16 protein-coding genes and 2 pseudogenes are annotated in these 18,377 nt (G+C 34.2%); 4 read left to right on the top strand and 14 right to left on the bottom strand.

The genetic code is table 11. The features are described 5' to 3' along the window. Positions 1 to 7: 7 nt before the first annotated feature. On the bottom strand, positions 8 to 952 hold the full coding sequence (gene panE, locus AAG068_RS09200) for a 2-dehydropantoate 2-reductase (RefSeq protein ID WP_342719027.1): 945 nt from the start codon (positions 950 to 952) through the stop codon (positions 8 to 10). Between the two features lie 175 nt (positions 953 to 1,127). Here panE and AAG068_RS09195 point away from each other — a divergent pair. Then, positions 1,128 to 2,603 (top strand): annotated as a pseudogene (locus AAG068_RS09195) (hypothetical protein). Between the two features lie 190 nt (positions 2,604 to 2,793). Here the strand turns inward: AAG068_RS09195 and AAG068_RS09190 are convergent. Beyond that, a complete protein-coding gene (locus AAG068_RS09190) occupies positions 2,794 to 3,753 on the bottom strand; it encodes a rhodanese-related sulfurtransferase (protein WP_088315063.1) in 960 nt (319 codons plus the stop codon). 475 nt (positions 3,754 to 4,228) lie between these two features. Between AAG068_RS09190 and AAG068_RS09185 the strand changes: the two genes are divergently transcribed. Then, entirely contained in the window at positions 4,229 to 5,524 is a 1,296-nt protein-coding gene (locus AAG068_RS09185; RefSeq protein WP_342719026.1) for an Nramp family divalent metal transporter, read from the top strand. Here the strand turns inward: AAG068_RS09185 and AAG068_RS09180 are convergent. The 3 genes from AAG068_RS09180 to AAG068_RS09170 all read right to left on the bottom strand — a co-directional run bounded on the left by AAG068_RS09180 (position 5,481) and on the right by AAG068_RS09170 (position 8,260). Continuing rightward, the gene (locus tag AAG068_RS09180) at positions 5,481 to 6,422 is read right to left on the bottom strand and encodes a M23 family metallopeptidase (protein ID WP_342719025.1); all 942 of its coding nucleotides are present in this window, start codon (positions 6,420 to 6,422) and stop codon (positions 5,481 to 5,483) included. The two genes, AAG068_RS09185 and AAG068_RS09180, sit on opposite strands and share 44 nt — an antisense overlap. A gap of 82 nt (positions 6,423 to 6,504) precedes the next feature. Next, the gene (locus tag AAG068_RS09175; RefSeq protein WP_342719024.1) at positions 6,505 to 7,572 is read right to left on the bottom strand and encodes a sensor histidine kinase; all 1,068 of its coding nucleotides are present in this window, start codon (positions 7,570 to 7,572) and stop codon (positions 6,505 to 6,507) included. After that, complete coding sequence (locus tag AAG068_RS09170) at positions 7,562 to 8,260, bottom strand: response regulator transcription factor (RefSeq protein ID WP_048527292.1); 699 nt, start codon at positions 8,258 to 8,260, stop codon at positions 7,562 to 7,564. The genes AAG068_RS09175 and AAG068_RS09170 overlap by 11 nt, the downstream gene beginning before the upstream one ends. Positions 8,261 to 8,402: 142 nt before the next feature. Between AAG068_RS09170 and AAG068_RS09165 the strand changes: the two genes are divergently transcribed. Further along, a complete protein-coding gene (locus tag AAG068_RS09165; RefSeq protein ID WP_048527291.1) occupies positions 8,403 to 8,933 on the top strand; it encodes a GNAT family N-acetyltransferase in 531 nt (176 codons plus the stop codon). Positions 8,934 to 8,941: 8 nt separating this feature from the next. Beyond that, the gene (locus AAG068_RS09160) at positions 8,942 to 9,073 is read left to right on the top strand and encodes a hypothetical protein (RefSeq protein WP_342719023.1); all 132 of its coding nucleotides are present in this window, start codon (positions 8,942 to 8,944) and stop codon (positions 9,071 to 9,073) included. An 8-nt stretch (positions 9,074 to 9,081) separates the two neighbouring features. Here AAG068_RS09160 and AAG068_RS09155 read toward each other — a convergent pair whose 3' ends face one another. The 9 genes and pseudogenes from AAG068_RS09155 to AAG068_RS09115 all read right to left on the bottom strand — a co-directional run bounded on the left by AAG068_RS09155 (position 9,082) and on the right by AAG068_RS09115 (position 18,218). After that, complete coding sequence (locus AAG068_RS09155; protein WP_342719727.1) at positions 9,082 to 10,215, bottom strand: TIGR04053 family radical SAM/SPASM domain-containing protein; 1,134 nt, start codon at positions 10,213 to 10,215, stop codon at positions 9,082 to 9,084. A gap of 274 nt (positions 10,216 to 10,489) precedes the next feature. Further along, entirely contained in the window at positions 10,490 to 12,535 is a 2,046-nt protein-coding gene (locus tag AAG068_RS09150) for a class I SAM-dependent methyltransferase (RefSeq protein ID WP_342719022.1), read from the bottom strand. 307 nt (positions 12,536 to 12,842) lie between these two features. After that, complete coding sequence (locus tag AAG068_RS09145) at positions 12,843 to 13,223, bottom strand: hypothetical protein (protein ID WP_342719021.1); 381 nt, start codon at positions 13,221 to 13,223, stop codon at positions 12,843 to 12,845. Between the two features lie 114 nt (positions 13,224 to 13,337). Continuing rightward, positions 13,338 to 13,550: a DUF4176 domain-containing protein gene (locus AAG068_RS09140; protein WP_342719726.1), complete on the bottom strand. Its 213-nt coding sequence runs from the start codon at positions 13,548 to 13,550 to the stop codon at positions 13,338 to 13,340. Between the two features lie 34 nt (positions 13,551 to 13,584). Further along, a complete protein-coding gene (locus AAG068_RS09135; protein WP_342719020.1) occupies positions 13,585 to 13,794 on the bottom strand; it encodes a hypothetical protein in 210 nt (69 codons plus the stop codon). 439 nt (positions 13,795 to 14,233) lie between these two features. After that, a complete protein-coding gene (locus AAG068_RS09130) occupies positions 14,234 to 15,862 on the bottom strand; it encodes a peptide ABC transporter substrate-binding protein (protein ID WP_342719019.1) in 1,629 nt (542 codons plus the stop codon). A gap of 146 nt (positions 15,863 to 16,008) precedes the next feature. Next, the gene (locus AAG068_RS09125) at positions 16,009 to 17,334 is read right to left on the bottom strand and encodes a bifunctional S-methyl-5'-thioadenosine deaminase/S-adenosylhomocysteine deaminase (RefSeq protein ID WP_342719018.1); all 1,326 of its coding nucleotides are present in this window, start codon (positions 17,332 to 17,334) and stop codon (positions 16,009 to 16,011) included. A gap of 53 nt (positions 17,335 to 17,387) precedes the next feature. Next, positions 17,388 to 17,747: pseudogene (locus tag AAG068_RS09120) on the bottom strand (YunG family protein). A gap of 27 nt (positions 17,748 to 17,774) precedes the next feature. Continuing rightward, the gene (locus AAG068_RS09115; protein WP_342719017.1) at positions 17,775 to 18,218 is read right to left on the bottom strand and encodes a GNAT family N-acetyltransferase; all 444 of its coding nucleotides are present in this window, start codon (positions 18,216 to 18,218) and stop codon (positions 17,775 to 17,777) included. Between the last annotated feature and the right edge of the window lie 159 nt (positions 18,219 to 18,377).

Below are 18,377 nucleotides of genomic sequence, written 5' to 3'. Positions count from 1 at the left end.
TATTTTTTCATACATCCAATTCTATTGCTGATTTGTTAAAGGTCATTTCTTCATACACTTTCAAATTTTGATATACCGTACCCAATAATGGTGCTTCTATAGAAAATTGTTCTGCTACATCTAGTAAGTATCCTTGTAAGTGCTCGCCTTCAATGAACGAACCTTTTTCCATATCCCGCTGCATCGATGACTTCATATCATATGAAATTTTATCAATTGTTTTCATATGTTCTTGGGCAATACCATCCTTAACTGGAGCTTTCATAGATCTCATGATTTGCACACATTCTTCAAATAAGTTTTGGATAAAAGCGCGTCCACCTTCGCTTTCGCGAATCGGTCCTATCGGTGCCCGCATTAATGTTGTCACACCCGACATTACAGTAATAAATAAATATTTATGCCACATATCTTGCATAATGTTTTCACTTAAAACAAAACTAGATTTCGTACCTGTAAATGCTTTAGCAATATGCTTTATTCTCTCTGAATCTTGAGGCTTCATTTCTCCAAACACAAGTCTATTTGCAGCACTCGTCTGTACAATCTCTCCTTGATCGTTTAACGTCGTCTCGATAAAGCATAAACCGCCAATCACTTTCTCTTCACCAAATTCTTTTTGTAATAGTGGTACATGTGCGATACCATTTAGTAATGGAATGATGACAGTTCTTTCGCTAACAAACGGTTTTACATCTTGAATTGCCTCGTTTAAGTGATACGCTTTTGTTGAAAATAAAATAACATCAAACTGAGAAGTTTGATCTTCTTTCGTTATTAATTTTAGTTGGAAGGAAAAATCCCCGTTAACACTTCGGATTACAAGCCCTCTTTCCTCCAATTGTTTTTTCCGTTTACTACGAACAAGAAACGTAACATCTTCTCCCTTTTCTACTAAGCGACCTCCAAAAAAGCCTCCAACACCACCAGCTCCTAATACTAAAATACGCATGCAACATCCCCCTTTTCAAAATATAATTTTATAACTTTTCGTATACATAACATTATACATGTCCCCTGCTAAATAAGCTGAATTTTCATACTTAACCAAGTGTAAAACAGTGGTTATTTTCAAATAAATTTGGGCATGTTGTTTTTATAGCATATATGGAAAGGAAACAATGTAAATGGAGGCAATACAAACAATCGAGGAAAAGGATGTAACAACAGCTATATTTCAATTTATATTCCCGTTTTCTTTTAAAACTGGATATGAACAAAATATGTTTCCCTTCTTACAGAAAAATGACTTTCACCCTTTTCGACTCGATCATCTTGAAAATGAAAATACATACTACGGAAAGTTTCAAGTTTCACATCAGAATATGGAAGCATATTATCTTTCATTTACAAATAAAATACTCTTTCCTCACTCAGAACATCAAAAAGGATTGCAGCGTTATTCTAAAGACCTTAACTTAACTGGACATTTAACAACAAATCTTATTTCCGTTCCATTTAAGATTCATTCTATTGACGTAACACTTTGTCCTTATGAGCTCGGCTTCTTAACAATTCGGACGGAAGTAGAAACCGCTCCAAACATGACATTATCGGAAGCAATTGAATTCGCTGCCCGCTTCCGTATACTTGAAACTAAAAATGATACAAACGAGACTATTTGTATTGAATGTAATGGAAAAAAATATTCACAAGTAGAGAAACTTATATTCGGCTATTTATTTCATGGGGTAACCGACTTCTTTGAGAAAAAGAGATTGCGGAGCTCTTACTTTCAAACATTCCCATTCTTTGAAGATCAACGAATGTATGTACAAACTTTATTATCCATAGACAAAGAGTCGGACCTTCATGTAGTTGATGTATACCGAGCTTCCAGTCTTTCCGGATTAACAGACGATGGTAAGCCCTATATTAGTGCAAATAATGTTCCTTATATTCAAGATTATTTAACAAAACATTCTTATCAAAGATGGGCCCCTAATCGCTACTTTATTATGGAAGAACACATTTTTACATGTATAACAAATGAAGGTGAGCAAGCAATCGCTAAACTTGCGAGTCAAATGTATGGGGAGTTTTATTACGCTTTGTTATTAAATCTATTTCATAAAGTTGTTTTATTAAAAATGGCAAACGCTTATGCCGAGTTAAATATTGAACAAGATACAAATGAAATAGAGCAATTAATTTATTCAATCAATTCGTTTACAGCGAATTACTTTTCTTTAGAGTTAGTATCTCAATCACAGAGTGAAGATATTTTCTTTCGATTAAGAAAGCTTTTTAACATTGAAGTACTATAATCGAATGCAAAACAAAATCTTGATAGTTTGTTTAAATATCAAGAAAATGTCGCTTCAAAAAAAGATAGCCTTTTACTATTAATTTTAACGCTCTACTCTGTAGTAGGCCAACTGTTAGGTTTTACTATGATTGATTTGTTAAGAAACACCGATTCAAACAAAATATCGTCGCCACTTGAATTTTTCGCGCTTTTAATAGCTATTAGCGGCATCGTCATTTCACTTATTTTAGGTGCACAAAGTTTATACCAATGGGGCATACAACATAAACGAAGAAAAGCGTGGGTAAAACAAACTGTACTTTCTGCTGTGAAAGAGAAAGATGATAAGAAGTAAAGAAGGTTATTCTCAAATTTAAAATACGTGGTACACGTTTTAGTAAACGAAATTTTTATCGGCGATATATTTCGATTATATCAGCGCAACTCGAAATATATTGCCGATTTTTAAGATATATTGACTTACCGAAAAAAGCTGACAAAAAAAGTACTCCAAAATAAAATTTGGAGTACTTTTTTATTAAAACTTACTTTCCTGCTTCGATTTTTTCTAATGCAGCAGCTACTTGTTCTTCTGTTAATTCATGTTGTATTACGTAGCGGTTACGAGGGCTTACACGACATTCATGAGAACATGCACGTAAATATTTCGCTTCGTTTTCTTCAGAACATAAAATTTTCTTATTACATTCTGGATTTGAACAGTTTACATAGCGCTCACAAGGTTCACCTGAGAAGTGGTCTTTACCAACGATAACATGTTCTTTTTGGTTTACTGGTACAGCGATACGCTCATCAAACACGTAACATTGTCCATCCCAAAGCTCACCTTGTACTTCTGGATCTTTTCCGTACGTTACAATACCTCCGTGAAGCTGACTTACATCTTCGTAACCTTCACGAACTAACCAACCAGAAAACTTCTCACAACGAATTCCGCCTGTACAATACGTTAAAATCTTTTTGCCTTCAAGTACTTCTTTATTTTCGCGAATCCAATCTGGTAATTCACGGAATGATTCGATATCAGGTTTAATCGCACCTTTGAAGTGACCTAAATCAAATTCATAATCATTTCGTGCATCAATGATAACTGTATCTTCTTGTTTCATTGCTTCATAAAAATCTTTTGGCTCTAAATACTTACCAGTGATTTCGTGTGGGTTAATGTCATCTTCTAGACGAAGTGTAACTAATTCTGGACGAGGACGCACGTGCATTTTCTTGAATGCATGACCATCAGCTTCATCTATTTTAAATACGATGCCATCAAAACGTGGATCGTTGTTCATAGCCTCCATGTATTTCTCTGTTTGTTCTACAGTACCAGAACAAGTTCCGTTAATACCTTCTTTTGCTACAAGAATTCTACCTTTTAATTCAAGTGAATTACAAAATGCTAAATGCTCTGCCGCGAATTCTTCTGGGTTTTCAATTGTTGTGTACATGTAATATAGTAATACTCTATATGGTTTTGTAGTTGCCAATGTATTTCTACCACCTATCTAATTTTTAAAATCATGTATAAGTTAACGTTCATATCAAAACATATATAATAAGAAAATGAATCCATTTTCTTCTCTTTATACTATTTTCTATCAGTTAACAAAAATAAAAAACAAGATTACACACCAAAACACTATGGTTATGTTGTAATCCCAATATATTATATATCATACAAATGCAATTCCATCAATTAATATGCTGTATTATCGGCTTTATGTTCACATAAATTTCAAAAATAGTCCTTTAATTTATTATGTTTCCCCACGTCTTCACACCATAAACTCCCAATTTTTTATAACGTCACACCATTCATTGTATAAAGGCATATAATTTGCACTAAGGAAACATTTATGTTCAAATAAAAATATCATCTAATACATTTACATGTATTGAAATAAACAATAAGAATACTTACAATAATTTCATCATGTTAACATTTCAAAGGGGAAAACGACTATGAATAAAGATATATCAAAAAATGAACAAGTCCCTTCTCAAAGTACAACTGTTCAATCAGCGCATTTAGCATTAAGCGGACAAACGAAAGGTTTAAAAAGACTATTACCTTTTTTAGGTCCTGCTTTCATCGCTTCAGTCGCTTATATTGATCCTGGCAATTTCGCGACAAATATTGCCGCTGGATCACAATATGGATATTTATTACTCTGGGTAATTCTCGCTTCTAATTTAATGGCTGTATTAATCCAAACTTTATCAGCTAAATTAGGAATTGCTACAGGTAGAAACCTTCCTGAAATTGCTCGAGAAAACTTCCCAAAACCTGTTTCCATCGGCTTATGGATACAAGGTGAACTCGTTATTATGGCTACTGATTTAGCTGAATTTATCGGGGCAGCACTCGGATTGTATTTATTATTTGGAATTCCGATGCTACCTGCCGCTTTAATTACAGCAGTCGGATCATTTATTATTCTTGAGTTTCAACGCAGAGGATTTCGTCCATTAGAAGCTATCATAACAGGAATGATTTTCATCGTTGTTATCGCTTTTGGTGTACAAGTCTTTTATGCAAAACCGGAATTAAGCCCTCTACTTTCAGGGCTCTTCATTCCAAAATTCCAAGGTGTAGACAGTATATTACTTGCAGCGGGAATTTTAGGTGCGACAGTTATGCCACACGCAATCTATTTACATTCCGCCTTAACGCAGCGCCGCGTAGTCGGAACAAATGATGAACAAAAGAAAAAGATTTTCCGCTTCGAGTTTATTGATATTATTATCGCAATGGTTATCGCTGGAGCAATTAATGCAAGTATGTTAATTGTTGCTGCTGCACTATTCTTTAAAAATGGCTTACATGTTGAAGACCTTGATGTTGCTTTTAACCAGTTTAGTACTTTAGTCGGTCCTGTATCAGCTGCTTTATTTGGAATTGGGCTCTTATCAGCAGGACTATCTAGCTCTTCTGTCGGTACAATGTCAGGCGATATAATAATGCAAGGTTTCATTCGAATGCATATTCCGTTATATTTACGACGTTTTATTACAATGATTCCACCATTAGTAATTATCGCTTTAGGTGTAAATCCAACTTACGCTCTAGTCATGAGCCAAGTCGTCTTATCATTCGGTATTGCCTTTGCGTTAGTACCACTGATTATGTTTACAAGCAGTAAAACAATTATGGGTGCGCTCGTTAACCACCGCATAACAACTTTTATCGCTTGGATTATTGCTGCACTTGTTATCATTTTAAATATTTTCTTACTGTATCAAACATTTGTAGGTTAATAAGAAAAGGTATTCCAATAATACTGGAATACCTTTTTTCATTACCACTTATGTACGTACCTTTTTCCGGCATTATCACACCTTTCTCAGTTCGAAAGTAAAGTGGTAATCCTTCCGAAAGAAATATGCTCACCTTGGATGGATCCTGCCTTTGATGATGAATATGCAAATGCGGCTCACTTGAACTTCCTGAGTTACCGACCTGAGCAAGAAATTCTCCTCCATTTACATGTTGTCCTTCTTTAACTTTAATTGATCCTTGCTTTAAATGGGCAAGAATTAAATATGTCTCTGATTCATCTAGTCGTAAATAAATATGATTACCCGCCATTGATTGAAAATCATCCTCTCCCGGAACTACATCTTTTTCACCATTATTGATGGATACAACTGTTCCAGAAGCTGGTGCCATTACTTTCGCTCCATATATTCCATAATCCTCTAACTTACTGCTTTTCACTTCAGCAGGAGGAATAAGAATATCATATGCCCAGCGCTCATTTGGTTTTATAACGTGATAATTCGTTTCTAACCGATCACCGCCCCAGCCGATTAATGCTCGTTCATTCAAAGGAAAGCGAACGACTACCTTAGGACTCATAGAATGTACATCTGCTGGGTAAGCAAGTACCCCTATGTTAGCAAACCACCCTAAAGGCCAAGCTCCAATTATAGAGAAAAGAACGATGAAGAGTAGCGCTCTATCTATTCGCTTTTTGAAAATTCCTTTCCACAAAAAAAGTAATACTGACCCTATCAAAATAAAGATTGATACTAAGCTAAAGGCTTGTATACTCCACCAAGCAATGACTGATATAACACCTTTAGCTAAATAAACTACACTCCAACTTATAATTAAAAACGCAACTAAAATTACTAATACATATTTCTTCCACATGTTGTATCCTCACTCCCATATCTTTGTTCTACATAATACGAAGTGAAAATTACGACATCTAAAAGAAATAATTACGACTTTCTTACAATTCTTTATAATGCGGTAAAGCGATAGTGAAAACAGTTTCTTTCTCGTTACTACGCACAGTAATATCCCCGTTATGAAGCTCTGCTATACTTCTCGCAATTGCAAGCCCCATTCCTTTGCCACCCGTATGAGAGCTACGTGATTTGTCACCACGATAAAACTTCTCAAAAACGTAAGGAAGGTTCTCATTGGGAATGCATTGTCCAAAATTTTTAATTTCTATTTCAACATTCATGTCTCTTTTAGAAATTTGAATCAAAATCTGTTTTCCGTCTTTCCCGTACATAATACTATTACTAATTACATTTTCGAACAGCCTCACCATAAGCGCTACATCCATTTCCACATGTAACTCCTTATCACTATTAATACAAAAGCTCATATCGGCATCATCTAGTTGTGGCACAAAATCAATCATGATTTGTTCAATGAACGCTTTCATATTTACTACACTTTTATGTAATTCAATCTCCCTATAATTTATTTGACAATACTCTAATAAATCATCTACTTGATTTTTTAATTCATAACTTTTTCGCTTTAATATACTTACATACTGTTCACATTCTTCTCTATTTGTATGAAGCTGACTTCCTAACAGGTCCACGTAACCGATTAGAGATGTTACAGGTGTTCGTAAATCATGAGAAATATTACTAATCATTTCAGTTTTCATTTCCTGTGATTTTTTTTCATTTTCGATAGACTCTTTTAAACTTTTAGCCATTCTATTAACATTCGCTGCTAATTCACCAATCTCGTCATTTTTTGAAATAGGTATATGTATTTCCAAATTACCATCACTTATTTCTTTCACGTTCTTATTTATTTCAGATAACCTTTTCATCATTGTTTTTGTCATGAATGCAAAGTATATTGTAGTAATAATTAAAAAAGCTATTACATATAAAAGTGAATATTTTTCTTCTAACGCAGTAACATGACTATATATATTTCCAATTACAATTTGAAACGCTATTATACTTACAGTCGCTAATAAGATGCTACATATGAATGCGATAAAAAACTTAGCTCTAATGCCTTGTAATGATTTAATCTTCAATTTTATATCCGACTCCCCAAACATTTTGAATAAACTTCGGTTCTTTTGGATTCTCTTCAATTTTATTTCTTAATCTTGCGATATGAACCATTACTGTATTATTACTTTCATAGGCTCTTTCTTTCCAAACGCTTTCATATATTTCTTCAATAGTAAAAACACGATTCTTTGCAGCTGCCATTAAGTACAAAATATCATATTCAGTTTTCGTAAGATTGATTGTTTCTCCGTATAACATTACTGTTCTAGACACTTCATCTATTTCTAAACCTCTAATGTTTATTTTCTTTTCTATTACTTGGACAGCATTTTGATTGAAATATGTATACCTTCTTAATTGAGCTTTCACTCTCGCTATAAATTCAATTGTACTAAACGGCTTCACAATATAATCATCTGCGCCAGTACTAAATCCAATTACTTTATCTACATCCGATGATTTTGCACTTAAAAACATAATTGGTAAACTATGTTTCTCTCTAATCCTTCTGCACAATTCTATCCCATCCATGTGTGGCATCATAATATCCAAAATAGCAAGTTGAATACTGTTATTATTTATAATTTCTAAAGCCTCTTCTCCGTTATGAGCACTTAAAACTTTAAAACCTTCTTGCATTAAATTCGCGTTAACAAATCGAACAATATCTTGATCATCATCTACAATTAAAATTGAGTTTTTCTCCATATACAAACCTCTTTTTGAAATATATTCCACAATCAATTTTATCACAAATCAAAACCATACTTCCCTCTTGAATAATCTTTATTTTCAGACTAGATTATATAATAACAACACATTCTAGTTTCAAAAGAAATGGAGTGAAAGCATGTTTCCTATATTGAAAACCGACCGACTCATTTTAAGAGAACTTACCGAAGAAGATGCACCGAGTATACTACAATGCTTCTCTAATACTGACGTACTGCGCTATTATGGCCAAAAACCATTACAAGATGTTGATCAAGTGAAACAAATCATTCATAACTTTAAACTGAGTTACAATGCAAGAAGCGGTATAAAGTGGGGAATTGAATTAAAAAACAAGAAAGAACTCATTGGAACAATTGGGTTTCATGATTGGTCTTCTGAGCATAAACGGGCCAATTTAAGTTATGCCTTTTTCCCTGAATACTGGGGAAAAGGATATGCGACTGAAGCTGTTTCTGAGGTTATATCATACGGTTTCCATACCATTCACTTAAAGCGTATTGGGGCAATTGTATTTCTTGAAAATGAAGCTTCAAATAAGGTGCTATTAAAATTAGGATTTGAAAAAGAAGGCGTTCTAAAAAATTATATGTATCAAGATGATATCCCCTATGACACGAATTTTTATTCTTTATTAAAATCGGTTTAATAGAAATTATGCGTAAAAACTCGTTTCAGAATAGTGGATCTTTAACGAAAGATGGGAAACCGAGCGTTGTTCATTTCTTAGATCATCATGCGACTGATGCGAAGTACAATAAATTATATAATTTAAAAAAAGGGGCATGAGCATATTCTTACTCATATCCCTTTTTTACGTTCTTTTTCTGTTTTCGCAATGCTTTTGGAATGTATACACAGAAAGGTTCGCTTTCCATGTAATCTCCCGTTATTGCATATGCTCTAGAACGAGATCCCCCACAAACATATCGAAACTCACAAACACCACATTTTCCTTTATAATTGTCAGGATTACGAAGGTTTTGAAAAACAGGGGAGTTTCGATAGATTTCAGCTAGCGATTTTGTTCTAATATTCCCGGTTTTAATCGGCAATAACCCACTTGGATATACATCTCCAATATGAGAAATAAATACAAAACCGTTTCCATCATTCACCCCTTTTGGAGCACGCCCAAGCTCATTAACTCGCCCCGTCATCCCATTTATCAATACATCCTGATATTGAATGACCTGTTTTTCCTTTTTATGTTCTTTCATTTTTTCTTGGATCACAACACGTCTATAGTGCTGACCAGCTGTTGTTTTAATATCAAAAGAAACCTTCTTACTAAGTTGATATAGCCAACGGAATACCCTTTCATGTTGAGCTGGTGAAATCATATCTTTTTCCTTACCTCGCCCTGTTGGAACTAAGAAAAATATACTCCAGAGTACACATTCTAATTCTTCTATTAATACTGCCATCTCTTCAAGTACATCCACATTATAATTAGAAACAACAGTATTAATTTGAATAGGAATTTTTAATTCATGCAAATAACGAATCGCATTCATCGTTAATTGAAATGACCCTTCTGTCCCTCTAAAATGATCGTGTATTGCAGCTGTTGGTCCATCTAAACTAAATGCCCATCTAGCAAGTCCTACTTCTTTTGCTTTTTGAATCGTTTCTTTCGTAACGTTCGGGGTGGCACTTGGCGTCATAGATACTCGAACACCTTTTTTCACTGCATATTCCGCAATATCATATACATCTGAACGCATTAATGGATCTCCACCAGTAAATACAAGCATTGGGTTTTCCATTTCATATATATCATCAATTAGTTTTTTTCCTTCTTCGAATGTTAGCTCTAGAGGATGACGATGATACTGTGCTTCTGCACGACAATGCAGACATTTTAATTGACATGCCCTTGTCAACTCCCATATTACGATAAATGGATTTTTATTAAAATCAAGATTCATCAATATTAACCCTCCCATCAATTGATATTCTAATTGTAAAGTTATATATGTATTTATGGTGTGAGATGCATCACAAATAACTCTCTTCCTAACCTGCTGTTGATCTAATGTTTCTACCTTCCTCTTCAACAATTACAGAATCTCTTTTTTAATATAAATACCCCTTTAGACTAAATTATCTAAAGGGGCAAAACTACACAACTTTTTATTAACATCGCGGCTTTCTTCAACTCATCAAATTTAAATTACGTTTTTTTAAAGTTTTTCAACATCTTTACTTCTTTTCTAAAACCATAAAGAATGTACTATCCGGTAGCGCAACAGCATTCCCAGACTCATCTTTAAACTCGATTTTCTCGCTAAGATGTTGTGTATATCCATCCTGTAAATAGTTCATAGCTTGAACGATGTTTATGTTATCTCCAAAGATACCCTTTACGAAATCCTTATATTCGTTTGGCGTAAATATTCCAAACTGCTCTTGCACCTCATGAACGAAGGAATCCTCGCCCCATGTATACGTATATAAGAACTCCATTGCATCGTTAACAGACATTTTGACTGTATTGTCTGCAAGTACCTCATACTGGATTATGCGCCCCTTAAATTCACGGATATACTGCTCTAAGAACTTCATTGCACCTGCATCTTTAAAATGAATCACACGCATTAACGTTTTATCTTCGGTCATGATACCATCACGAATGATAATACGACCTCCTGGTTTTAACACCTCATAGGCACTCTGCAGCCCCTTTTTAATTACTTCATGATTGAATTTCTTACCTTCATACTCGATATAAGAGAACAGCTCATGAAGGATAGAAGAATATACAATCGTATCAACCGATTCTTTTTCAAACGAGCTGTTTAAGTTGATTGCATCCCCTTTAATGACGTCCCAAGAACGCCCCTCGTTCTGCTTCTTCTTTTTCAACGTATCAATTACGTTTTCAGAAATATCGATACCGTAGATTCGTTTGTCCTCGGTCTCTTCTTCGATCATGTCTAACATGACACCGCCACCGGCTCCGACATCTACAATCATATCTCCCTTTATATAATCAAGAATAATTCGTTTATCATCAGCTGAGCTATTCATATGCTCCAGATACACTTCTTCGTTATGGAATCTATCATATGCATCCTTACGTAACCCGAAGAAATCAAAGAGCAATACATTTGCCCGAGCATGCATCATATCTATCTTTTCTGCCTCTACACAGAAGGTAATTAACGCCTCACCTACAGCAGAAAACTGAAACGACACATACGCGGTCTTCATATCTTCATCGACTTTCACCTTAAAAGAAACATGCGTTGTATTCGGTTTCTCGTTCTCACGGTACTCCCGTAGATACTTCTCAATAACCCGCTTACGATACACGTTGTCCTTTTTTTCGCCTTTGAAATCATAATGCAGCTGCTGCATCAATTTCTCGAAATGTATATGCTGAACTTTTCTAGTGCCTATCTCGTTCTTTAACATAACAAAAACTGCCCAAATATCCTCAAAGCTAAGAGCATGCATAGACGGTTCTACATACCACAAATCCTTATCAGATAAAAATGTTTGAACGTCTCTCTTCTCGCTCCCCATAATTATATCTTTTTCAAATACTGACTCCTTATGTTTTGGCGTGAGTCTATGTATACGAGAAGTAAATGGCTCCATATAACCATCAAACAGGCCATCAATTGTAATCTTCAAATCGTTCTTCACTTCACTCCACAAAGCTTTTGATACACCTTCAATAATGCATTGGTTAAGATAGTATAGAATCTCCTTTAACCTAACGTCTCCGTATTCTTCTTTATATGTATTAATTAAATCAACATGAGAGTCCAAACGAGCCTCCCCGCGTATATACTGCCCGATTAATCCATGTGTTCTAATTAAATCTCGAATAAACAAATACTCAGTAGAGTTTAAGTTTGTCTCTACACGTTCAATAAACTGAATATCACTAAAGATATCAGCAGAACCCTCGTTATGTACGAATAGATTAATCCCTTTTTTCTTCCATTGCTCCCGCTGTTTTAAAGATCCTACCTTTGCAAGTTCACTATACGTTAGTACCTTTTCAATAATACGATACGCTTCTTCATCTAAAGGCAGTCCATCTAACACTTGTAGCGTACGGTGTACATAGTACAACACCGCATCTGTTTTTAATGTTCCAAGTACTTGTACATTCTCATAGTTTTGATGTATCTCCTCTGCCTCAATTAAATACTTTAACCACGTAGGGAGAGTATCGGAAAACCCTTCAATGTATGTATTTAGAATCTCAATGTTTTTCAACTTATTTACCCCCATATATAATCAATATCTGTAGTAAAGTCTGGGCACCTTCTCTAAAAAGATCATCACCCTATGTCCCCCTTTACCATCTAGAACTCTTTCAAATACAAACGCATCAAACCCAGTCTCTTTATCTTGTAAAAAAGAGTTATCAAGTTTGTAACATATTCTTTTGTTCATCTCTTATTTTAACTTCATCAGGAATTTCGGCGGAATAAACAGTAGGACTCAGCGGATCACTTCTTACATTGATAAACATATGTTGTGATAGAATCAACCGAAAATGGAAACGGCAAGCGGGTGCACTCCACTTGCCGTTTTTTCATAGCTTAGTATGTACTTGAATTTCTTTCGCTTTCTCTTTTTCACCCTTCACGCGCACAATTAAATCATATGATCCGGATTTTGGCGCTTCAAAAGAAAGCAAGCCTTCTTTTTGAGAAGTGATTTCTTCTTCATAAATAACCTTATCATCTTTTGTAACTTGTAATAAAATCGTACCTTCCTCAACGGCTGCTTCATAAGGAATTTCTACATTTCCTTTTTCAGCTTTAACCGTTTGCACATCGTAATACCCTTGCAACGAACCAATTTTTAAAGTCGTTTCGCCATTTTTTTGAACCTTTGTGACTTGTGTTGCTGTATTGCATGCGCTTAACAATACAACAAGAGTAAGAATCATAAATAAACGTAGTAATTTCATAAAAATCCCCCTTTTTTTATGTATATGAATTAAGATTCATTCTTTAACTATTTCAAAAACACCAATAGCTTAAAAGAATCACCGCTTTTCTTCAATTTCTTTTTTTAATAATTTTTAAAACTCTAATTCTGTTTCATTAATAAAACCAAGATGTAATACACTAGAAATATCTTCATGATTCAAAAAGAAATTGTACTCCGAAGAAATATTACCATGAGGGAAAAACAACGTACATAATTCCATGTTTTTTGTTTCAGAATCCATCTGTCTTCTTCCATAAACCATTATTGGATGTTCCCGATCTTTAAACTTTACATCAGAACCTATTGGAAGTAATTCTAACTCTAAATTTTATCCCATCTTATTTCTCACCTATTAAAATAGCTTTTTTTACAATAAAATACATAATAGAGAATAATAACAAAACCCCAATTGTACCAAAAGTTGCAATTGAAATTTTCCCTGCTAGTGATTCATTTGGATCTAATGCATTAGGTAGAACTGTCCCAAAAATTGCAATACAAGCTAATATAACCATAAAATATTTAAATCTTTTTACTTTCTTATTCATACTAGTTATCCCCTTTATTCCTTAACATTAACTTCTAAACCAAATCCCCATAAACCTAAATCAGGACCTAATGGTATATAGAATTTAATTCTGCTTTTTCTAGCTTCAAAAGATCCCCCGAGATTCCCAAATTAATATCCCCAAGTATTATACATACCAATTCATTCATATAGAAAAAGCCCCGTTCAAATCAAACACTTCAGCTCCCTTTTTTTATAATACTCAAACAATTTCACACAAACATCTCTATCAATTCATCTTAATACCTCAATTACCTTTTAAGTATATCAATGACAAAATAAATAATCTAATATTTTTTTATAATTAAAAACAAACATAGTTACTACATGAAAATGTTTGTATGCTGATCTGTACTGCATTCCCTTATTCCATGTACTCTTTAAAAAAACCTTACTTTTTAAAAGTAAGGTTTTTTTATTTATTCATTAGCAATATAAGCATTCTTATAAGTATAAATACCACCAAATTGATGCTTCTCAATTCCTTTTACATAACCCTTTTGTACGTAAGCTGAGCCCATTTGATAAAGCGGTGCGACCGCAGCATCCTCTAATAGAATACGCTCGGCCTCTTGCAATGCTTCCCATCTTTTCTTCTGATCTAATACTAGATCGCTTTTCGCTTTCTTTATTAATTCATCGTAGTGACGGTTAGAATAATTCATTTTGTTATTTTGATTATCCGTCGTAAAGAGTTCTAAATAACTAATTGGGTCTTTATAATCCGGTCCCCAATTTCCCATAGATATATCGTAATCTCCTATTTGTTCTAACTGTAATTTTTGCTTAAATGGCTGTTGTTTAATTTGGATCGCGAGTCCCTGCAAATGCTTTTCTAAGTCACCTTTTATATATTCTGCCATACGTTTTGCATTATCTTGTTCAAATGTTAAAAACTCGAGATTTACTTGTTCTACTCCAAGCTCTTTTTTCGCTTCTTCCCAAATCTTTTTCGCATTTTGCAAATCATATGGAGAAAGATCTCCGTTTTCTTTTCTAAAATCTTTACCATTCTCTTCATTTACATGACCAACTGGTACAAGTCCACTTGCAGGTTTTGCTCCGTTATTAATAAAATGAGCAACGAAATCTTTTTTATTTAACGCGAATGAAATAGCCTGACGCACTTTCTTATTTGCTAACGCACTATTTTTTTCATTAAAACGTAGCATAGCAATTGCAGGTTCGCTCGACATATGCAATTCCTTACTTCCTTTATACTTGTCTACAAATTGAGAATTAATAGGCACCCGGTCCAAGTTACCAGCTTCGTACAAATTAACAGCGGTCATTGTATCCTTTACAATTTGAAAGTTTATTTCGTCTAATTTCACTTTCTTTTCATCCCAATATGTAGCATTCTTCTTTAATTGAAACTCTTGTTCATGCTTCCACTTTTCTAATATAAATGGGCCGTTATATATGAGATTACTAGATTCCAATGCATAATTCTTTCCTTGTTCTTTCAAAAATGATTCATGCTGTGGTAAATATATAGGTAGTGCTAACAGCTGTAAAAAATACGGGATTGGCTGTTCGAGTTCCACTTCTAACTTATAATCATTTATAACCTTAACCCCAAGTTCATCAAGAGGCATTGTTCCCTTATTTATCTCTTTCGCATTTTTCACGTAAAAGAGCATGTACGCATATTGAGACGCCGTTTCACGGTTAATTGCACGTTTCCATGCAAACATAAAATCATTTGCTGTCACACTGTCTCCATTTGACCATTTTGCATCTTTACGCAAATCAAATGTATATTTTTTACCATCTTCACTTCTTTTAAACGATTTTGCTACTGCTGGAATAGGCTGATCTTGATCATCTAATACATACAAACCTTCAAATATGTTTTGCATAACGTGTGCTGATGTACCATCCATCGTTTTCGCAGTATCAAGAGAAGGAATTTCTTCTGATACCGTTACATTTAATACTTGTTCTTTTGCCTCTGTGTCACTTTTATTCGCTTTATTATTACAAGCTGTTAATAATAAAGATGTAACAAGTGCCATTACCATTAAATGGCTCTTTTTTCGCTTCATGAGTTGTTCTCCTTAAAAATATAATATTATAAAACGTTATATATTATAGCAGAAATAATAACAGAAAGATGCGACATTCTTTTGAATATTTATTCGTTCAAGAAAAAAAGCTATCCTTTTAAAAAAAGGATAGCTTTTTCAATTACCTATCTTTGTAAACCTCGTTTATAACGACTCGCTTCAAATATAATACGCTCTTCATCTAACGTTTTACATTCGCCATTCCAAACGACACGTTTTCCGTTAATAATTACATCACTTATATCTTTTCCACTAGCAGCATATACAAGGTGCGATAACACTTCATCTGCTGGTTGTAAATGCGGCTTATTAGATGGGTCAATTGTGATAAAATCGGCACACTTTCCAACCTCAAGTGATCCTGTTTGTTTCATCCCGATTACTTCAGCAGCTCCTTTAGTCGCAAGTGTAAGAGCAGTTTCAACTGGTAACGCTGTTGCATCTTGATGAATACCTTTTTGTAATAATGTTGCTATACGCATTTCTTCAAACATATCTAAATTGTTGTTAGATGCCACACTATCTGTTGCAATTCCTACTTTTATTCCTGCTTCTAGCATCGCTTTTACATTTGCTATACCAGAACCTAGTTTTAAATTACTATTCGGATTATGAGCTACTCGAACATCATGTTCTGCTAAAAATGCACGCTCATTTTCATTTAACACTACACCGTGTGCAATAACTGTTGGGCGTTTAAACAACCCACAACTTGCTGCATATTCTACTGGACGTTTTCCGTACTGTACTTCAATATCACGTACTTCACGCTCTGTTTCCGAAAGATGAATATGAACCATCGTTTGATTTTCTACTGCAATACGTGCGCATTCTTCTAATAATTCTGTGGAACATGTATATGGACTATGCGGTGCAACCATCGTAGTTAACATGCCACATTCGTTATAGTAACGCTTTACATATTTTTCAGCTTCTTCGATTGCTTTCTTTTCATCATCTTTCGTTCCGAAGCTAAATAAAGTTCTTGAAACAGCAGCTCGCATCCCGCTCCTTGATACCGTTTCCATAATTGCATCTTGATCTACTCCAATTGGATTAAACATGTCAGAGAATGATGTTGTACCACTTTTCACCATTTCAAGTAATCCTAATTCCGTACTAGCGACTGCAAGCTCTGGAGTAAACTGACTTTCAAGTGGCCAAATTCTCGTCTCAAGCCACGGCTGTAATAACATATCATCGCCAATACCTCTTAAGAGACTCATTACAACGTGTGTATGTGTATTGACAAGCCCTGGTAAAACCCACTTTCCTTTCATGTCAATTACTTCATCTACTGCAAAATCATTAGCGAATTCTCCGCTCTTTACATCTATAATTTGATCATTTTCTACAATGATATATCCATTTTCTATCACTTCATTTTGTTCATTCATCGTTACGATTGTAGCGTTTACATAAGTTGTTTTCAAAAGTATTTCCCCTTTCAACTCTATGAAGTTCCCTTTAATAAGTTACCACCATTATAGTAACTTATTAAAGATTAAGAGTCAAAAGATAATTTTAATTCTTTCATTATCTTTTCCTTCAAAATGCTATATTGTTTTTCATTTGTATGTGCAAACGCTTCTTCTCGATTTGATTTCTCATCCAAATAATTCAGGTTTCCATCGAACTGAGTCTCTGTAAAATCAAACCTCTGTCCATCTATACAGTTATAAAAGTGCCACTCCTCTCCAACGCTTGTCTTTTTGATTTTCCCTCCGCATATATCTTGAACGACTAAAGCCGTTACACCACACTGTCCTTTTGCTGGATTTTCACTTGTTCACTTTGAACTTGTTTCAATTGACCAAGATCTCATTAGTGCTTCATATATTCTTTTTCCCTTTATATGATCCATTCTCAGCTTCTCCTACTCTTAATAGTTTTACACATCATACTTCAAAAGGGGCAGTAATCGGTCCTTAAAAACCGTTGATGGTGTCTCTCCGATTAACTTTGCTCCCATTTTCAAATAATATCCTTTTGCATTCGGATCACTATCAATCGTAAAGCTTTTTATTCCTAGTTCCTTTGCTTGCTCTATTACAAACTTCCACATTATTTTCCCATAGCCCTTTCCTTTGTAACGAGGATGAATGTATAAGAAATCTAGAGCTTTATCGTTACGTAAAAATGAGAAAAACCCAATCTTCGTATTATCGTTTTCTAAAACATATACAAAATTATTTTTTATGTACTCATCGGTAATTGTTAAATCCTCCTTACAAGCAAGTATGAATTCTTCACTATAGTTCCACGTTGCTTTTGAATGTAGTGCGAGTTCACTTAGTTCATCTGCTTCGCTTAATAACGCTTTTCTTATCTTCATGATCCTTTCTCCTCACCTTCGATATATAAACTCTTAAAATGATTCGAAAAGTAATTTAAAAAACCTCTTATTTCCGGAAATAAGAGCTTACTTTTATAATTCTTCATAATAGGTAACAATTTTTTAAAAGAAAAAAACGCCATTCCTGAAATGAACTGT

Origin of the sequence: Bacillus paramycoides, from assembly GCF_038971285.1 — a bacterium.
Lineage (GTDB): Bacteria > Bacillota > Bacilli > Bacillales > Bacillaceae_G > Bacillus_A.
The sequence above is the reverse complement of the archived record's forward strand: the minus strand, read 5'-3'. Positions and strand labels throughout refer to the sequence as shown.

Bases quoted from the DNA above. Each gene is read 5' to 3' on its own strand.
- AAG068_RS09165 (WP_048527291.1), top strand. From the start codon at position 8,403: ATGTTTCCTATATTGAAAACCGACCGACTCATTTTAAGAGAACTTACC.
- AAG068_RS09115 (WP_342719017.1), bottom strand. From the start codon at position 18,218: ATGAAGATAAGAAAAGCGTTATTAAGCGAAGCAGATGAACTAAGTGAA.
- AAG068_RS09145 (WP_342719021.1), bottom strand. From the start codon at position 13,223: ATGAAATTACTACGTTTATTTATGATTCTTACTCTTGTTGTATTGTTA.
- AAG068_RS09135 (WP_342719020.1), bottom strand. From the start codon at position 13,794: ATGAATAAGAAAGTAAAAAGATTTAAATATTTTATGGTTATATTAGCT.
- panE (WP_342719027.1), bottom strand. From the start codon at position 952: ATGCGTATTTTAGTATTAGGAGCTGGTGGTGTTGGAGGCTTTTTTGGA.
- AAG068_RS09130 (WP_342719019.1), bottom strand. From the start codon at position 15,862: ATGAAGCGAAAAAAGAGCCATTTAATGGTAATGGCACTTGTTACATCT.
- AAG068_RS09155 (WP_342719727.1), bottom strand. From the start codon at position 10,215: ATGAATCTTGATTTTAATAAAAATCCATTTATCGTAATATGGGAGTTG.
- AAG068_RS09150 (WP_342719022.1), bottom strand. From the start codon at position 12,535: ATGGGGGTAAATAAGTTGAAAAACATTGAGATTCTAAATACATACATT.
- AAG068_RS09160 (WP_342719023.1), top strand. From the start codon at position 8,942: ATGCGTAAAAACTCGTTTCAGAATAGTGGATCTTTAACGAAAGATGGG.
- AAG068_RS09170 (WP_048527292.1), bottom strand. From the start codon at position 8,260: ATGGAGAAAAACTCAATTTTAATTGTAGATGATGATCAAGATATTGTT.
- AAG068_RS09180 (WP_342719025.1), bottom strand. From the start codon at position 6,422: ATGTGGAAGAAATATGTATTAGTAATTTTAGTTGCGTTTTTAATTATA.
- AAG068_RS09185 (WP_342719026.1), top strand. From the start codon at position 4,229: ATGAATAAAGATATATCAAAAAATGAACAAGTCCCTTCTCAAAGTACA.